The 17537-nt window shown below is 50.5% G+C and carries 15 protein-coding genes and 1 tRNA gene; 2 read left to right on the top strand and 14 right to left on the bottom strand.

The genetic code is table 11. The annotated features are described in order from the left end of the window. Positions 1-14: 14 nt before the first annotated feature. Both F4Y64_10280 and F4Y64_10275 read left to right on the top strand, forming a co-directional pair. Entirely contained in the window at positions 15-1127 is a 1113-nt protein-coding gene (locus tag F4Y64_10280) for a transcription termination factor Rho (protein MXX97985.1), read from the top strand. A 181-nt stretch (positions 1128-1308) separates the two neighbouring features. Next, positions 1309-2739, top strand: a complete 1431-nt coding sequence (locus tag F4Y64_10275; protein MXX97984.1) for a glycine--tRNA ligase — start codon at positions 1309-1311, stop codon at positions 2737-2739. Here F4Y64_10275 and F4Y64_10270 read toward each other — a convergent pair. From F4Y64_10270 to F4Y64_10205, 14 genes are all read right to left on the bottom strand, one after another. After that, a complete protein-coding gene (locus F4Y64_10270; protein MXX97983.1) occupies positions 2697-3920 on the bottom strand; it encodes a membrane dipeptidase in 1224 nt (407 codons plus the stop codon). The two genes, F4Y64_10275 and F4Y64_10270, sit on opposite strands and share 43 nt — an antisense overlap. After that, a complete protein-coding gene (gene rny, locus F4Y64_10265) occupies positions 3917-5602 on the bottom strand; it encodes a ribonuclease Y (protein ID MXX97982.1) in 1686 nt (561 codons plus the stop codon). Before rny ends, F4Y64_10270 begins: the two co-directional genes overlap by 4 nt. A 281-nt stretch (positions 5603-5883) precedes the next feature. After that, positions 5884-6192, bottom strand: a complete 309-nt coding sequence (locus tag F4Y64_10260; GenBank protein MXX97981.1) for a cell division protein ZapA — start codon at positions 6190-6192, stop codon at positions 5884-5886. Then, positions 6193-6528, bottom strand: coding sequence for a hypothetical protein (locus tag F4Y64_10255; protein MXX97980.1), 336 nt, complete (start codon positions 6526-6528; stop codon positions 6193-6195). Positions 6529-6602: 74 nt separating this feature from the next. Beyond that, positions 6603-9053, bottom strand: a complete 2451-nt coding sequence (locus F4Y64_10250; GenBank protein ID MXX97979.1) for a phenylalanine--tRNA ligase subunit beta — start codon at positions 9051-9053, stop codon at positions 6603-6605. Then, a complete protein-coding gene (gene pheS / locus F4Y64_10245) occupies positions 9050-10096 on the bottom strand; it encodes a phenylalanine--tRNA ligase subunit alpha (GenBank protein ID MXX97978.1) in 1047 nt (348 codons plus the stop codon). The genes F4Y64_10250 and pheS overlap by 4 nt, the downstream gene beginning before the upstream one ends. Positions 10097-10204: 108 nt before the next feature. Next, complete coding sequence (gene rplT / locus F4Y64_10240) at positions 10205-10573, bottom strand: 50S ribosomal protein L20 (GenBank protein ID MXX97977.1); 369 nt, start codon at positions 10571-10573, stop codon at positions 10205-10207. 21 nt (positions 10574-10594) lie between these two features. Next, the gene (rpmI, locus tag F4Y64_10235; protein ID MXX97976.1) at positions 10595-10792 is read right to left on the bottom strand and encodes a 50S ribosomal protein L35; all 198 of its coding nucleotides are present in this window, start codon (positions 10790-10792) and stop codon (positions 10595-10597) included. A 55-nt stretch (positions 10793-10847) separates the two neighbouring features. After that, a complete protein-coding gene (locus F4Y64_10230) occupies positions 10848-11369 on the bottom strand; it encodes a translation initiation factor IF-3 (GenBank protein MXX97975.1) in 522 nt (173 codons plus the stop codon). Between the two features lie 53 nt (positions 11370-11422). Further along, positions 11423-11496, bottom strand: a tRNA-Val gene (locus F4Y64_10225). An 86-nt stretch (positions 11497-11582) separates the two neighbouring features. After that, positions 11583-12185 carry a hypothetical protein gene (locus F4Y64_10220; GenBank protein MXX97974.1) on the bottom strand — a complete coding sequence of 201 codons (603 nt, stop codon included), beginning with the start codon at positions 12183-12185 and terminating at the stop codon, positions 11583-11585. Positions 12186-12399: 214 nt separating this feature from the next. Beyond that, positions 12400-14823, bottom strand: a complete 2424-nt coding sequence (locus F4Y64_10215; GenBank protein ID MXX97973.1) for a TonB-dependent receptor — start codon at positions 14821-14823, stop codon at positions 12400-12402. 82 nt (positions 14824-14905) lie between these two features. Beyond that, on the bottom strand, positions 14906-15877 hold the full coding sequence (locus F4Y64_10210; protein ID MXX97972.1) for an aldo/keto reductase: 972 nt from the start codon (positions 15875-15877) through the stop codon (positions 14906-14908). Positions 15878-16976: 1099 nt separating this feature from the next. After that, a complete protein-coding gene (locus F4Y64_10205) occupies positions 16977-17468 on the bottom strand; it encodes a hypothetical protein (GenBank protein ID MXX97971.1) in 492 nt (163 codons plus the stop codon). Between the last annotated feature and the right edge of the window lie 69 nt (positions 17469-17537).

The raw sequence follows: 17537 nt of genomic DNA, 5'->3' as shown, positions 1-17537 counted from the left end.
CTTCAAGATCGAAGTTGCCTGAGCAGCCCTTCAAAGGGATGCTTGAAATTATTGGAGATCGTAAGTTCGGTTTTATTCGAGAATTACGATCAGGTATGCCGAAAAATGACGGTGATCCATTTTGCCCACCGTCCCTGATCAGTCGGTATAGGTTACGTGATGGTGTTGTTCTGGAGGGATTTCTGCGTCCAGGCAAGAAAGGAGATTTACAGGTCTCTCGCTTGACCAAGGTGATGAATATTGCGCCAGAAGCATGGTCACGCCTGCACGAGTTTGAAGAGGGGCGGATTATTTATCCAGACACAAAGCTTGATTTAGTCAAAACCCCGAATGATATTACCATGCGGGTTGTGGATCTTGCGTGTCCAATTGGGAAGGGGCAGCGGGCATTAATTGTGGCTCCGCCTCGAACAGGAAAAACATTAATCCTTAAGGAAATTGCTGCGTCATTAACCCAGAATCATCCCGACATTCACTTGGTGGCTCTTTTGGTTGATGAGCGGCCCGAAGAGGTAACGGATTTCCGGCGTAGCACAAAAGCGACGGTATTCGCGAGTTCCAGCGACCAGGAGGAGTTCAATCATGTACGTGTATCCGTACTGGCATTTGAGTATGCAAAGCGTCTTGTTGAATTGGGAGACGATGTCGTTCTTCTTTTGGATTCACTCACACGTCTCGGGCGTACGTTTAATCTTTGGGGGGAAGGTACGGGGCGAACGATGTCTGGAGGCCTAGATTCCGGGGCGATGCGAATTCCTCGGCGATTGTTCGGCAGTGCTCGCAATATCGAAGATGGAGGATCACTGACATTGATCGCTACGGCTTTGATTGAAACAGGCAGCCGAATGGATGAGGTGATCTTCGAAGAGTTCAAAGGCACGGGGAATGCGGAGATTGTCCTAGATCGGGAGATGGCTCATCGTCGTGTATGGCCGGCGATCAATCTTCGAAAATCAAGAACGCGCAACGAGGATTTGCTTTTGGGCAGCTCAGCGGAGAAGCATAATCGACTCTTCCAGGTACTCAACAGTCGTCGTCCCATGGAGGCTATGCAGGCGCTCACCCGTCACATGCGGACTTTTCCAACCAATGATGCGCTTCTCACTGCCCTGGTGCGTGACTATTGACATGTGAAGAGTTCTTGAAATGGAGGCAGGGGTTCCCATGGCCCGGCATTTCCCAGGACAGCTCGATCTGCAACGTTCCGTATTTTGTGAGAATGGTGATCAATGCCACTGGTTGCCAGGTCTGACTGGATTGATCATTGACGGGTTCTAGGGGTTTACTGCGCGAATAAATTTATGCCTCATGAGCAGCAAGCGATTTGATGAGATTACGGCGCTATGTAAGCGTCGCGGTTTTGTATTCCAGTCTTCGGAGATTTATGGTGGGCTGGGGGCAACTTACGACTACGGTCCGCTGGGCGTAGAGTTGAAGCGAAATGTACAGGAACGTTGGTGGCATGATATGGTCTATGCCAACGATAATATTGAAGGGGTAGATGCCGCAATCCTGATGCATCCGAAGGTGTGGAAAGCGTCCGGGCACGTAGATGCATTCCATGATCCGCTCATTGATGACAAGGCTTCTAAACGGCGTTACCGGGCGGATCAGTTAATTGAACAGCATATTGATCGTTTGAGGGCAAAAGGAAACACGGAGCGAGCGGATGCTGTGCATGAGCAGTTCACGCAGGCACTCAATGCGGACGACATGCCGAAAGCACTTCACGCACTTATCCTGGCTGAAGAAATTCGTGGGCCAGATTCAGGTGCATTTGACTGGACAGATGTTCGCCAGTTCAATATGATGTTTGAAACGAAAGTGGGAGCGCTGGCAGGTGAAGATTCCTCTATATTTCTGCGTCCAGAAACGGCCCAGGGCATCTTCGTTAATTTCCAGAATGTACTGGCAACCTCACGCGTACAGATTCCGTTCGGGATTGCCCAGATTGGCAAAGCATTCCGCAATGAAATTGTAGCACGGCAATTCATTTTCCGGATGCGTGAGTTTGAACAAATGGAAATGCAGTACTTCGTCCAGCCGGGAACACAGGCGGAGGCGTATGAACTATGGCGCTCACGAAGATGGGACTGGCACGTCCAGAATGGAATCCCAGAATCCAAATTACGTTGGCATGTCCATGAAAAGCCAGCCCATTATGCAGATGCCGCTGTGGATATCCAGTATGAGTTTCCGATCGGATGGCAGGAGGTTGAAGGAATCCATTCACGTACCGACTATGATCTTAGAAGGCATCAGGAATACTCCGGGAAAAAGATGCAGATTTTCCACCAACAATCCGGCAGCAGGTTTATTCCATTTGTGGTGGAAACTTCGGTTGGTCTGGATCGAACGGTTCTAATGCTACTTTGTGAGGCCTACCGACAGGACGAGATTGAGGGGCAGAGCCGTACAGTCATGTCATTTGCACCGTCCATTGCTCCCATCAAGGTGGGGATCTTTCCACTTCTACGCAAGGATGGGATGCCAGAGCGTGCACGTACTATCACGGCTGACCTTCGCCGTGAATGGAATGTGTTTTACGACGAAAAGGGCTCAATCGGCAAGCGTTATCGCAGAATGGACGAAGCAGGTACGCCACTATGCATCACCATTGACAGTGAGACTCTTGGCGGGGCAGGGGTTACGATTCGTAACCGGGACACATTGGAGCAGGTGCGGGTTGCTGATGATCAGGTGTCGGCGTTCGTCTCAGAGTTTGTTCGGGGAGCATAATTTGCAGCCACCTCCTCCACCTGTTGCCAGACCCTGAGTGCATTTCCTCCAAGAATTTTGGCAACATCTTCATCAGTGTAGTCGCGGCGTATCAACTCGGCAATCAGATTGGGGTACGTAGAAACATCTTCTAGACCTTCTGGAAGTCCGGTGACTCCGTCATAATCACTACCAAGGCCTACATGGTCAATCCCAACAAGATCAACGATATGATCAATGTGGTCAACGAGATCACCCACTGTGCCTATTGGATTTGATTTTCGCTGTCTTTCGCGGTAAAGAAAGCCCTCTTCACTTTCAGGGTCAATATTGTTTTCTTCTAAATAGGCGTTAATCGCAGCACTTAAGGCTTGGTTTTGGACATAGTATTCTCCACGCACAAACAAGGAGCCAAAGCTGACCATGATCACACCACCGTTGGCGGCGGTTGCTTTAATCAGATTATCACTGATGTTGCGTTGCCAGCCGGGAGTAAAGTGTCGGGCGGAAGAGTGGGTGGCGAGTACAGGTGCTGCGGTGTGTTGTAATACCTGTTCGATCGCACTGTCAGTCAAATGCGAAATGTCCACGATGATTCCCATTCGGTTCATATGATCAACGACCTCCACACCAAATGGACTGAGACCTCCCCAAGTCTGAGTAGAGTCATAGGAAGAATCAGAAATATGATTATCTCTGCCATGTGTGAGTGTGATGTAGCGGATCCCGCGTTCGTAGTAATGTTCCAGATCTTCCACACTCTCAATCGGTGCACCATTCTCCATGCCCATAGGAAGCGAGACTAAGCCAGCGTCCTTGTGCTCGGCCAAGTCAGATGATCGAGTCGCGATGGCGAATTTGTCGGGTGCGTGGGTCACAAACCCTTCGACCATATCAATCAACGAGTCCGCCAGTGATTTTGCCGATCCCGGAATGTCTTGGCGTACGCTCGGAATATAAATTGATATGAACGGCGCGTTGAGTCCACCGGCCACTGCCTTGGGGTAGTCAAAATCTCCGCCTACGGTTTCTTGGCTGATATCTTCCATGTACGTCGATAAGCGATATGGGACATCAATATGACCGTCAATGATAAGATGCTCCTGGGCCAATCTGTGGGCATGGTCCATAGTTGTATCCTGAGTACAGCTCACAGGAAAAAGTAGAAAAATAAAAAGAAGGAAGAGTCGATTCATTATTATCGGGCAACGGATGTTTTTCGAAGTTCACGAATCACCGTAACATTGACCTGGCCCGGATAGGTGAGTTCGTCCTGGATCCGGGTGGAAATATTTACCGCGAGTTCTCGTGTCCTTTCGTCGGATACTTTGGAATACTGGACAATCACACGGAGTTCTCGCCCGCCTTGGATCGCATATGCCATGGTGACCCCGTCAAAGGACATTGCAATCGCTTCCATATCCTGCAAGCGTTCAATGTATTCGTCGCGGCGTATATGTCGCGCCCCCGGACGTGCCCCACTGATTGCATCACACACTTGCACGATTGGGGCATAAAGGGAAGTCATTTCGGTCTCGTCATGGTGAGACCCTACGGCATTACAGATCAGGTGATGTTCTCCGTACCGTTTACAATACTCCATCCCCACGAGTGCATGGGGCTGATCATTTGATTCCTGGAGCACCTTCCCAATGTCATGCAATAGGCCTGAACGCCGAGCCATCCGGGAATCGAGCCCCATCTCGGAAGCCATGATGGAGCAAAGGTTCGCAACCTGAATACTATGATTGAGCAGATTTTGGCCGTAGCTCGTGCGATACTTCATTTTCCCAACGATGGATACGAGCTCCTTGTGCATCCCGCGTAATTTCAGGTCAAGGAGTGTACGTTCTCCGGTTCTATGGATCTCATCTGTGAGGGTCTCCTCAGCCTTCGCAACAAAGCGCTCAATACTGGCAGGATGAATACGCCCATCCCGTATGAGATTGGACAGGGCGGTTCGCGCAACTTCACGTCGATAGGGATCAAATGAACTGACGACGATGGCACCTGGGGTATCGTCAACAAGCAGGTCAACTCCCGTGGCAGCCTCGAACGCAATGACATTCCTACCTTCCCGGCCGATTACACGTCCTTTAATATCTTCAGAAGTGATGGGGACAACGGATACGGAATGGGATTCGGCTTCATCAGACGCGAGGCGCTGCATGGTGGTGAGGATAACCTTGCACGCCTCCTCTTTTGCAGTGATCTGTGCCTGATCTCGCAATTCCACTAATTCCAGTGAGATATCTTCCCGTGCTTTCTCGAGGAGTTCTTCGCGCAGGTGTTGACGGGCCTCGTCCTGCGTTAGATCGGCAACTCCTTCCAGTTTATGGACTAGTTCATGGGTGAGAGCCTTGACGCGCGACTCCCGGGAATCCAGCCCTCGCTTTTGGGCATCCAACCTGTCAAGACGCTGAGATGCGTCCTTGGACAACCTCGCAACCTCCGTATGCAGCTTCTCAGCCTGACGGTTGACCCTCTCACTTTCTTTCTGAAGAAGCTCAATTATCTGAGTTGCTTCAAGTAGTACGTCCTGTTTTTTTGTTAAGCGCCGATTCCTGTTGTTGAGTTTTTTTCGCTGGCGGTCACTTTTTAGCTTGAGCCGTCGTTTGTCCCGCTCTAGAGCCTCCCGCTCCTGATTGAGTGCAGCTTTATTGGAGTCAAGTTCACGGCGTTCATGATCGAGTGTTGATTTAGCATCAATTATAACCTTCTCTCTTAGAGATTCAGATTCTTCCTCCGCCAAGGTTAAGATCGACGATGCCTTTTGGCGTGCCCGATTTAGCGTACTCCGAGCATTCAAGCGAGAGATTAACCAAGCAACGCTTAGTCCCACCCCAAATGTCGACAACAACAGGACGGCTTGCATGCCGTCCATATTATTACAGTTTCGTTAGAATAGCGATACCACCTCACCCCGCAAGGGTTCCTTTTACGGGGCGCGAGCGTCCGCAGCGGCGGGTGTGAACCCTTTTTCATACGATTGGGTGCTGCTCAAACCCTTCCACGATCCTCTGCGCGAAACACGACCAATAGAGGTTGAGGCCTAGCGTCCAGAATTGAAGTCAACTCCCTATGAATAAAATTGACGGTTCACGTGCCTGGACCGCTACGGGTGCCCGCGGGTAGGGGATACAGTGTTGGAGTGCTGCGGTTCCGCTATTGCTCGGAGGTATCGGGGTGTTTTAGGGCCTTTGTGAGCTCCCTGCCAAGATAATCTGCCTCCCGATCGATCGCGTTCAATAGAACATTAGATGTTTCTTTTGCACCAAGCAGTTCTTCAGATAATTCCATGGCTGTGAATACAGCAGCCACCAAATCGGGTTGCTCTGGATGTTTTTCCTTGAAGGACTTCATCCGCTGATTTACATTTTCAGCAACGCTGTAGATCGTCGAAACGTCACTGCTCTGTACCAAGAGGGGATAGTCCCGATCTAGAATTCGCACTGTAATGGATTCATGCTTCATTTAATCGGCCCTTTCTTCATTAATGCTCAAGTAATGGTCAATTGTTTCTATGAAGGAGTTGACCTTTTTAAGCAACTGTTCTTTGTTTTCTTCAAACGTAAGATTCGTTGTCTTGGAAGTCTGGCTCGGAGCAGATTCAAGATCAGAAATTTGTTTTGCAAGCTTTCGATTTTTCTCTCTGAGGTGGTCAAGCTCTTTCACCACAGCTTGTACACGATCGCGCAACTGCCTTAAGGATACGGATCCCCGCAAAACAATAGACGAGGGAATATCAAACTCGTGCTCAAGTTGACGCGATCCAGGTTCCTGGGGCTGACCTTTTCTTTCGGCGGGCATGATGCAGTATTCCTGAGCGACTTTGAACTACCCAAGGTAAGGTAAAGGTTCAATTTAAGATTATCAACTATGGATCAACTGCGCAAGGTGGCACCAAATTGTTCAGAAAAAGCATTAACAATAGCTCCCATCACATGATCAATTTCTTTGTCGCGCAGGGTTCGATTTCCTCCAAAGCGGAGCGCAAAGGCAATACTTTTTTTGCCCGCAGAGACTCGATCTCCTGTGTATATGTCAAAGACATCCACATTCCTTAGAAGTGGTTGACCTATTTCACGCAATGTGGTGATCATGGGTCCAACGGGTTGTGACTGGTCTACAGACACTGCAAGATCTCGCTCCACAGCAGGAAAGGGCAAGATGTGAGTATAGGTTTGATGAGGATTTTTTTCATGCAAAAGAAGGAGTCGGGTCCAGTTGAATTCCGCAAAGAAGACGGGGTCGGGAAGATCAAAGGATTCCTGGATCGCTCCAGATAGTTTTGCAATGATTCCGATGCGGGCGCTGTCAGAGTGGAGGATAATGTGATAGTCAGTGATCTCTGTCGGGTCATAGTTGGGTTGCATGTTCAAAGTGTCGAGCTGCAATGCACCGAGTAGCTGACTCACATCCCCCTTTAGGTCAAAAAAATCTGCGGCACGCGGATCGCTATCCCAACCTATGGGACGGACTGCACCGCAGATCCCTAACAGAAGTACGTCATATTCTGAAAAATTTTCAATGTATGCCGCTGCACGCTTGCTGTGATGAAAGACATGGCCAAACTCGTAAAACCGCAATACCCGTTGCGAATGGTTCACATTCCGCTGCATGGCCATCAGCATACCAGGCAGTAGCGAGGGTCGTAGGGTTGCCATAGATTTGGAAACTGCGTTCAGGGTACGAGCCGGAGGATCATCAGAATCAAGTACTGGCTGGCTGAACTGCGTGGCTACATCATTCGGTAACAGACTGTTGGTATAGATCTCCCGGAATCCATGACCGGTCAAATGGGCGTGTGCATGTTCTCGCAACAGATCGGCCGGGCGGGGTAGGGGAATAGATAACTGTAGCAAGGTCTGTTTAGGCAAGGCAATATTTTCGAGACCATAAATTCGTGCAATCTCCTCAATCAGGTCAACTTCCAGATGAACGTCGGGACGGTACGTGGGGATGACGCAGGAAACTATCCCCTCCGCAGTCTCACGTGGTGCAAACCCTAGGGATTCGAGAATTTGAAGGATTCTCCGGCGCTCAATCTGGATACCAAGAATTTTGCTTATGCGGGAGATCCTTAGATCAATGGTAGAAGGAGGGATCGGTTTTGGGTGTGCATCAACCATCCCTGGGACGATGGATCCTCCAGCCAATTCTGCAATAAGCATGGCTGTGCGCATAGCTGCCCATGGTTGGAGTGCGGTGTCTACTCCGCGTTCGAATCGGTAGGATGCATCAGTCGAAATGCCCAGTACTTTGGAAGAACGTCTTGTGCGCGTTGGATCAAACCAGGCACTTTCAATCAATACATTCGTGGTCGAGTCATCGACTTCAGAGTTTTTTCCCCCCATCAGTCCCCCAATGGCCACTGGTTGCTCTCCGTCACAAATTAGTACAACTCCACTCCCTAAGGTGTGCTCTTTTTCATCAAGCGTGACAAAATTTTCGCCCTCCATAGATTCGCGAACGACGATCTTTTTTTGAGCGATACGATCATAGTCGAATGCATGCAGCGGCTGACCGCACTCATACATCACGAAATTCGTCACATCTACGATATTGTTAATGGATCGCAGTCCAACCGACTCCAGACGTTGTTTTAGCCATACAGGAGAAGGTCCAACCGTGACTCCCCGAACGATCATTGCAGTGTATCGGCAACATACTTCCGGACACTGGATCTGGATATCAATGTGTTTTTCAGCCTCAGCCCCAGAAGGTGGAGTAGTGATGTCAGGAAATTTCAGGGGTGCATTCTGTAGTGCAGAGAGGTCTCGGGCAACTCCAAAATGGCATATCGCATCGGGGCGGTTTGGCGTGATAGCCAAATCAAGTGTGGTGTCACCGGTAAGACTATGCTCCCGACGTAGATAATCTTTCAGGGACTCGCCGACGGTGGAAGTGCCGGTGAGGACCATAATGCCACGATGGTCCTCAGATAGCCCTAGTTCGTCTTCTGCGCAAATCATCCCCATAGACACCTGCCCGCGGATTTGTGACTTCTTGATTTTGACGGTTTTTTCGTTGATGGTCAGTTTAGTACCGACGGTTGCAACGGGAACCCGTTGATTCGCAGCAACATTGGGAGCACCACAGACAATTTGTTTGGTTTCACCATCTCCAAGATCAACATCACAAAGCCTCAGGCGATCCGCTTCTGGGTGGGAGCGGACGGATACCACATGTCCGACAATGATACCATCCAGAGAGAGGTCACTTTGTTCTATATGTTCAACCTCCAGCCCGGACATGGTCAGGGAGTCTGCAAGCTCTCCGGGGGGTAATCCGTGATCTACGTATTCAGACAGCCAGTTATATGAGATCTTCATCCTGGAATTCCCTGAAACTGTGCTAGGAAGCGCACGTCATTTTCATAAAAGAGTCGTATGTCCTTGATATCGTAGTGAAGCATGGCGGGACGTTCAACTCCCATGCCAAAGGCATATCCAGTGTAACGCTCAGGGTCAATCCCCACAGCTTTCAAGACATTGGGGTGCACCATGCCACTGCCAAGGATTTCCATCCAGCGACCTCCGTCCGGGTGGTCGGGCAGATCCCACCAGATATCCAGTTCTGCGCTAGGTTCGGTAAATGGGAAAAAGCTGGAGCGATAGCGTAATTTCACATCTTCGCCAAAGAATGCACGGGCAAACCGGTAAAGCGTGTCCTTCAGGTCGGCCATTGTGATCCCCTCATCAACGACCAACCCTTCAACCTGATGAAAAAGGCAATAGGACTTGTACGTAATCGTTTCATTACGGTAGACCCGGCCCGGAGCAATCAACCGAAATGGAGGCTCTCCGGCCATCATCGTACGGATCTGTACAGGTGAGGTATGAGTCCGCATCATGATCCGAGGTTGATCGGGACTCTTTTCATCAATGAAGAGCGTATCCTGCATGTCTCTCGCAGGATGATCCTTGGGAAAATTCAGCGCGGTGAAATTATGCCAGTCGTCTTCCATTTCAGGGCCCTCTGCAATGGTAAATCCCATGCGATGGAAGATGTCCGTGATTTTCGACAGGGCAAGCGTGATGGGATGTCGGGATCCCGGCCATTGATTCCGCCGGCCAGGAAGTGTAAGATCGATTTCGGAGAGATTAATCGGATCTAGGGGGGGATTTTGATTGGCGGAGTCAAGTGTAGTTTGTGCTTCTTTCCGCAGTGCGTTCAAAAGCTGTCCTGCAAAGCGGCGATCCTCTTTTGGTAAATGCGGAATTTCTTTAAAGAGATGGGTAATCAACCCACGCTTTTGTCCGAGGAAACGGATCCGGAATGCCTCCCTGTCTGAAGCCGTCGTAAGCTTGGCGCTGGAGATTTCCTCTGTTATGTTTGCAGCAGCTGTTTTGAGCTTTTCTAAATTTGTATCCATTTTACTGCAAAAAAAAACCCGCCATGCCTGCATTCACAGGGGCGGGAATGTGCTCACCTTCATACATTCGGCCCCTAGCCAGGTAAGGTACCGAAAAAGAAAAATGCGTTAGGCAGGTATTGCGTCATCCGCTTGATGGGCTTCCTGCACAACGCGTGCAAAGGCTGCAGGCTCGTTCATGGCCAGATCCGCGAGAACCTTTCGATTCAGGGCAATTTCCTGTTTACGAAGTGCACCGGACAGGCGTGAGTAGGTTGTACCGTGGAGGCGTGCGGCTGCATTAATACGAGCAATCCAGAGTCGCCTGAACTGCTGCTTACGCTTACGACGATCCCTGTAGGAATACTCCAGTCCTTTATCAACCGCATGTTTTGCTACGGTATATACTTTACTTCGACTCCCCCAGTATCCCTTGGCCATACCAAGGACTTTTTTTCTTCGCTGGCGGGAGGCGACCCTATTACGTGCGCGTGGCATAATTCAAGAATGTTTCGATCACTAGGAGGATCCTAACAGGCGATTGATGCGCGGTTCATCACTTTTATCGATCAACGTCTTTTTCCCTAGCTCCCGCTTACGCTTACGGCTCTTTTTGGTCAGGATATGACTCTTGTACGCATGCGCACGCTTTAGCCGCCCAGAGGCCGTGCGGGAAAAACGTTTTTTTGCACCGCTGTTGGATTTAATCTTCGGCATCGTTCCGAAATAATCAGAACCCAAGTGAACCACAGGAATAAGACTAGGTTCCCAGTTACTTTGGTTTTAATGGAGTCAGTATCGCAGTCATGCGTCGGCCCTCCATTCGGGGTTCCTGATCCAGCTTGGAAACCTCTTTCAGGGCATCAACGAGCCGCGCAAGGATGAGCATTCCCTGCTCCTTATAGATGATGTCACGGCCCCTGAATTGGACATAGGCACGCACTTTATGACCATCCATAAGAAATTCCCGGGCATGCTTTGCCTTGAACTCAAAGTCATGAGTGTCTGTGCGAGGGCGAAACCGGATTTCTTTGAGTTGTGTCTGATGTTGTTTTTTGCGGGCATCGCGCTCCTTTTTATTTTTCTCATAGAGAAACTTCCCATAATCCATAATCTTACAGACAGGGGGGTCGGCATTAGGTGCGATTTCAACGAGATCCAGAGCCTGCTCCTGCGCCATTTCCATGGCTTTCTCTAGCGAGTACACGCCATGTTTTCCCTGTGGATCAACAACTCGTACTATGTTTGCATCAATGGCATCATTAATGCGTGTTTGTATATTTTTTGCGATGATAGTAAGTGTTTGATTCGAAGAACAAAGAAATCAGAACATACAGATCTGATCGGTGGGTCCTAATGGATTCGAACCATCGACCTCTACGATGTCAACGTAGCGCTCTAACCAACTGAGCTAAGGACCCGTGATAGATTCCCCAAGGTACGGGTTTTTGCGGATTCGCTTGTCCTGGAAGAGTTCAAATTAATCTCCAGCACGAGTACACATAAACTACATGGTAAACGCAACTTGAACGGTGGGACCGGGAATGACGGCGATCTGCAGGCTACTTTCACGCTTGCGCCGGGCCGCAAGCAGAGCGGATACACTGGAGACTACACGGTTGGCTACGAGTGCGGCGATAATTCCTCCTCTTTGCTGTGCCCACGACTCGGAGCTTCTTCGGAGGTCTCGATATCGCTGGAGATCCTGTATGTTTTGCCATGTCCAGTGGAACGCCGGATCATCTACATAATTGACTAAGTCAACGCGCCGGTTTCGCAGCTGGGCTTCACGATATTCATCAGACGAAAGATGATTCCCGATGGTGATATAAAACCGACGATCTTTGCCTGCATTCGTGACACCGGCATAGGATGCAGCCCATGTCTGATAGCTTTCAACTAGGTGTCTGCGCTGCCATTCACTTGTGACCAGGCCTGCTACGAGAATCGCATCTGCAATGGTATAGAGTGCTGCGCGTCGACTCCACCTGCCCCCATTGGCATATTTATGTCCGAGCCCTGGCAGAACGATGCTGTATGCAGCAGCTTTTGCGGGTTTTAAGGGAGCTTGGGCAGCAGCCTCAGTTCCAGCCAGTGACCCAAGCACCATCAGTGCCAGGAAAAGCGAATACCGACAGAGAGGAGGCAGGGACTGCAAATGCGCCGTGACAGAGGCGCAAAAGGTTTTGTTACGTCTGGTCAGAATACTTCAACAGATCAATTGTAGGCGTGTGATACAAAATCCAATGTATTGGGTTGCCATTGAGGTGAATCCCGGTCGGAGACGACGGTCAGGCTTACCGGTTGACGAAGGGAATAGTTATTCAAAATGATGTACGCAGTCGTAGATTGATAGTACGCGGGGTCAGGCGTGTTGGAATACGCTGCCAGATGCCGGTTGCATCTGGCAGCCAGGAGTAGGCAACGGTGTTGATGATGTCAAATATGTTCAGCATCTCGGCGGTTATTTCCAACTGCAAAGGTCTTGGGCGATTACTCAAGGTGATAATCTTTGTGGTCCCAAAGTCAATTCGCCGGAATTCGGGGTATCTGGCGGAGTGCCTGTTTCCTGGAATTTGGGTGACAACGCTTCCAATACGTTCACCTGGGATTGGAGGAGTATATGTGAGGCCACTCCCGAACAGAATACGCATATGCAGCTTCCAGGTGGGGTCCATCGGGATGTAGTCCTGCACAAACAGAGCGACGGTATGGCGCTGGTCTGTAGGTCTGGGCCGTAGGCCAGCATTCAGATGTGTGGTATACTGCGGAAGAAATCGCTCACGTGCAACCATGAAGCTGTAATTGATCCAGCTTTCCATGCCGGGCACAAATTCCCCTCTGGCCTGAAGATCCAGGCCGTACACATGACCGCTTGCGTCGTTGAGTCCGCTGTAGTTAATTCTCACATTTTCTAGGGAGTAACTGATCAGGTTTGCCAGTTTCTTATAGTAGGCTTCGCCGCGCAGGTAGAGCCTTCTTTGTGGCACAAAGAGTTCTGCGCCGCCGGTCATTTGTACGGAGCGCTGTGAGCGAAGGGAACGGTTCAGAGATTGGGCAAGCGGCACATCTGCTCCCGGAGTGCCACGCAGCTCGCGGTACGTAGGCTGCTGATAGTAAATACCCACCGATGCAGTGAGGGTTAGTTCTTTCGATGCTTCATAACGCAGGCTTGCTCGGGGTGAAAAAGTCCATTCTTGATTGAACTCATACCAATCTGTCCGGATACCTGCGTTCAGGAGGGTCACCTCATTGACGCTGTAGGAATCTTCGACATGCAGGCTAATCTGCGAAGTATTGAGCGTTGTGGTTCCCTTGAGGCTGTCTACAACAATCCGAACGGGTTCCATCTCGAGGTCTTTTCCCAGGACAATGGATTCCTCCATGAGTCTGTCATCAAAGGCGAATCGTTTTAGATGCCAGCCAGACTCAACCACATGCCTGCTACTGGTCCAGTGGTAGAGGCCCCGGCCTGCCAGAGTGGTTACGGTGATTGTGTTATTTGCCAAATCTTCCTGACGCGCCAGACCCCTCGGAATTTCTAGACGGTCAGCATTGCTGTCAGTGACAATATCATACAGCACGGCATTTCCTTCAAGTGTGTAGGACTCCCGCTCCTGTGTCATGTACAGGCTCACATCGTGTTGGAGCGTCCATCTTGTACCCACGTGATTTCTCAGGCGTAGTCCGGCAAGGCCGGTTTGATATCCATCGACTTCTTCGCTGTTACTGGAATAGGAAAGCCAGACGGATCGAATATCTGAGGAGCCGCCGTCTGCAGACACCGTCCCGTAAAATGTCCGCCGTCCGCGCGGATCCAGCCGGAATTCATGATCTGCATAAAGTCCAACAAATTCAAGTTCATGACGGGGAGTCAGGCGGTAGGTAAGTCGTGTCTGGACGTCCTGGTAATCAGGTTGGTAGTTACCTTTCAGCTCTTGGGTTGAGAAAAAACGTCGAGCTCTCGCTTTACGAAGTCCAATTTGCCAGGAGAATGATCCACTGGTTGCCGCGGCTGTTGCAGTTCCATCAAGTAGGGACAGGGTTGCACTGGTTGTAAAATTTGTTGATGGAGCGTATTCAATATCCAATGCAGAAGAGATCTTGCCTCCATACTTCGTAGGGAACCCTCCAGTATAAAGGGTAATGCGACGTGCCAATTCCGGGTTAAAGAGTCCTAGCCCTTCCTGCTCACCTTGTCTTGGGCGAAACGGCATATGAATTTCGAAGCCGTTAAGGAAGATCAGATTCTCGTTGAATCCTCCTCCGCGCACAGAGTATTGGTTGGAGAGCTCATTGTTGGCCGATACACCGGGTAGCACGAGGAGCGCCTGAAATCCTTTGAAGGGAGACGGCATCCGGCGCACCTGCTCCGGTGCAATCTGTTGCACACCGGCGCCAAGTATAGTCTCGTCTTCTACCACTAGCTCTTCGCCTTCTAAGATCGTGGGGACAAGTTGGACGTCCAGAGTCGTAATGGAGCGCGATGATACGACTACAGAATCAAGGCGACTGGCAAACCCCACATACGAAAATCGCAGAGCATATCTCCCTGTAGGAAGCTGTAGGGTATAGCTTCCAGAGTCATTTGAGGCCGTACCAAAATTTGTGTCGTTGACCAGAATGCTCACTCCCGGAAGTGGCAGTCCGTTCCCGGATTCAGTGACCGTACCCTGAACCGTCCCCCAGGACTGTGCAGCCACCTGTGCGGTAAAAAGCAGTGGAATAAAAAAAGCTACGCGGTACATAAGATGCCACGTGTGTGTGGCGGTCAGATGCAGTGATTTGGCGGGGTAGCAATTGGCAGATCGAAGGCAGTGGGTTCAGAGGTTATTGCGACCAGGATGTAGGTTCACGGTCCCAGCGGTGATTATAAAGGGTTTGGAGTAGAGAGGGTCCCAGAGGGCCTCGATCACTGGCTGCAATGTTAGCCACCACATGGTTCAGTTTACGCATTCCCGGAATCGTAGTGCTTACGGTTGGATTACTCAGGATAAAGCGGAGAGCCATTTCGGGCATGCTACTGTTTGGGGGCACAATCGCTCGCAGCGGCTCAACATGTGCCACGCTGCTTCGCAAATTTTCTTCTACAAAATAGGTATTGCGCCAGTCTCCTTCGGGCCAAGTTGAGTCGAGTGTGATCGTACCCGTCAGTGTGCCTTCATCAAAGGGGACACGGGCAATGATCCCCACGTTATGCTCTTCGCAGGCAGGAAAGAGCTCGTCAACAGGGTTCTGGTCAAAGATATTGTAGATCACTTGGACACAGTCTACGAGCCCACTTCGTACTGCTTTGATACCGTTCCATGGTTCCCATCGATTGAGACTGATCCCAATGGATCCGATTTTTCCATTCTCTTTTGCGCTTTGGAGTTCCTGGATCCAGCGGTCATCATCCAGCCACGAATCTTCCCATGTATGGAGTTGCATGAGGTCCAGTTGTTCCAGGCCTGTATTTATTAGACTCAAGTCAATATACCTGCGGACGTAAGCAGGAGGATAACAGTCGTCAAGAGTATGTTCACGTTGGCTGGGCCAAGCTCGATTCCTTGGTGGAACCTTTGATGCTGTATAGAGGCGTTTGTCAGGGTTAGCTCGTACTAACTTCCCTAGGAGGCTTTCACTATGGCCATCTCCGTACGCCCAGGCCGTATCAAAAAACGTGCAACCGAGGTCTACTGCGCGTTGCATAGACTCCATGGACTGGGTATCATCGGAATCTTTCCAGCCGGACATTCCCCACATACCGTACCCAATTTCGCTCACAGGAAATCCGGTTCGGCCGAGCAGTCGATAGTTCATCAATCATAAACTGGATGGTCCCCGTGTAACGCAGGATTCACTATGTGTTCCAAATCGGTTTTCTCAGGAGTCTCCGGCAATGCCCCTGAAGTCAGCACCTTTATTGAATCCCGCAGAACTCTGACGTTGGCATCCTCACCGGTGCCTCCGCATATCCGTGCAGTGACTGCAGAATTCCCCAGAAATCCTGTCGGTCGTGAAGTGGGATTCCGTATCTGATTCCCCTGGATTTACGACATAATGTCAGTGTTAATCAAGATCACCATACCGGCTTTTTTCGCGAGTGGTCCGATATTTGCGGGTCCAATTACATAGACGCATGTGCTACCTTTCGGTTGGCAGTAGCGTCTAGTATATTACCGAACCAAACCTGAGCATAGCGAGTTACCACTCATCCCCACCAGACAAGCGATGGACTCATGAAAGAGCATTCAAAAAAATCAACAGGAACAGTGTCCAGTATTAGTCTCATCCTAGGGACTTTGTTATTCACTGCAGGGTGCTATACCCAGTTGGGTTCGAGTTATTTCGAGAGGGAGCCAGATTATCAAGAGGTTACAGAGTACAGTACTCCGCACGGAGATAGTGTTGTGGTGGACAATTACTATTACGACCATTATTACTACCGCTCGTCACGCTATCGCAGGCACTTTGCTACCTTTTATGGTCATCCTTATTCGTTTGACCCGTTTTACGATCCCTTTTATGATGACTACTGGTATGGTGGCTCGAGTCTGTATCTGAGCTTTGGTTGGGGCAGGCCGTTTTTATACTCGTCTCCTTATCGCTACGGGTGGTATGATCCTTACTTCTATGCCGGTTATCCTTATGGTGGAGGGGGATATTCTCACTGGGGATATGGATATTATGGTACCCCATGGGGCTATCGGGCAAGATATGCTGGTAACTATGGTCCTCGCGGATCACGGATCGGTCGTGGAGGGGTGAGATCACGTGGTGGCCGCTATGGGACTGATCGGGATGATATTCTTGTTGGTCGGCGCAATGCAGTAGCAGATCGAGGTAAACAGGAAAGTGTGCTGGCCAGGAGTCGAACCCGTGGTGGTGTGGTAGCAGCCGGTAGCAGAACCCGTGGAGTTCAGCGCTCGGTGGGTGAGGATGAAGCGGTTTCACGGACTCGTCGTGGGGTCACACGAAGCGTCCCTGCTGACAGAGGAACGGTCCGTCGTGGCACAATAAACGGAACCCGTTCAAGTACCAGGCCAACGACACGTTCAACGCCGCGTACTCGCAGCTCGTCGGGCACTCGTTCGAGTACCAGGCCGACGACGCGTTCAACGCCCCGCACTCGCAGTTCATCGGGTACCCGTACGAGTTCGAGGCCAACGACGCGTTCAACGCCACGTACCCGCAGTTCATCGGGAACCCGTCCGAGTTCGAGGCCAACGACGCGTTCAACGCCGCGTACCCGCGGGTCATCGGGCACCCGTTCGAGTTCCAGACCGACGACACGTTCAACGCCGCAAAGCAGACCAACAACGCGTTCAACGCCACCAAGTAGACCTGTTACTCGGTCAGCGCCGAGGTCTGGCGGGAGCACCTCGTCAACTCCGGCAAAACGTTCAGGCACCCGTTCCGCGCCTCGTAGAGGCAACTAATCTCCAAAGGAAAGAAAAGCTTTTTTCCCAAGACCAGCTTC

This window comes from Rhodothermaceae bacterium, assembly GCA_009838195.1.
Lineage (GTDB): Bacteria > Bacteroidota > Rhodothermia > Rhodothermales > Bin80 > Bin80.
This window is presented reverse-complemented; position numbering and strand designations above follow the sequence as displayed.

What these genes read in the sequence shown, in the direction of transcription:
- F4Y64_10275 (MXX97984.1), top strand. Translation starts at nt 1,309, where the DNA reads ATGAGCAGCAAGCGATTTGATGAGATTACGGCGCTATGTAAGCGTCGC.
- rny (MXX97982.1), bottom strand. Translation starts at nt 5,602, where the DNA reads ATGGACGGCATGCAAGCCGTCCTGTTGTTGTCGACATTTGGGGTGGGA.
- F4Y64_10260 (MXX97981.1), bottom strand. Translation starts at nt 6,192, where the DNA reads ATGAAGCATGAATCCATTACAGTGCGAATTCTAGATCGGGACTATCCC.
- F4Y64_10255 (MXX97980.1), bottom strand. Translation starts at nt 6,528, where the DNA reads ATGCCCGCCGAAAGAAAAGGTCAGCCCCAGGAACCTGGATCGCGTCAA.
- F4Y64_10250 (MXX97979.1), bottom strand. Translation starts at nt 9,053, where the DNA reads ATGAAGATCTCATATAACTGGCTGTCTGAATACGTAGATCACGGATTA.
- pheS (MXX97978.1), bottom strand. Translation starts at nt 10,096, where the DNA reads ATGGATACAAATTTAGAAAAGCTCAAAACAGCTGCTGCAAACATAACA.
- rplT (MXX97977.1), bottom strand. Translation starts at nt 10,573, where the DNA reads ATGCCACGCGCACGTAATAGGGTCGCCTCCCGCCAGCGAAGAAAAAAA.
- rpmI (MXX97976.1), bottom strand. Translation starts at nt 10,792, where the DNA reads ATGCCGAAGATTAAATCCAACAGCGGTGCAAAAAAACGTTTTTCCCGC.
- F4Y64_10220 (MXX97974.1), bottom strand. Translation starts at nt 12,185, where the DNA reads ATGGTGCTTGGGTCACTGGCTGGAACTGAGGCTGCTGCCCAAGCTCCC.
- F4Y64_10215 (MXX97973.1), bottom strand. Translation starts at nt 14,823, where the DNA reads ATGTACCGCGTAGCTTTTTTTATTCCACTGCTTTTTACCGCACAGGTG.
- F4Y64_10210 (MXX97972.1), bottom strand. Translation starts at nt 15,877, where the DNA reads ATGAACTATCGACTGCTCGGCCGAACCGGATTTCCTGTGAGCGAAATT.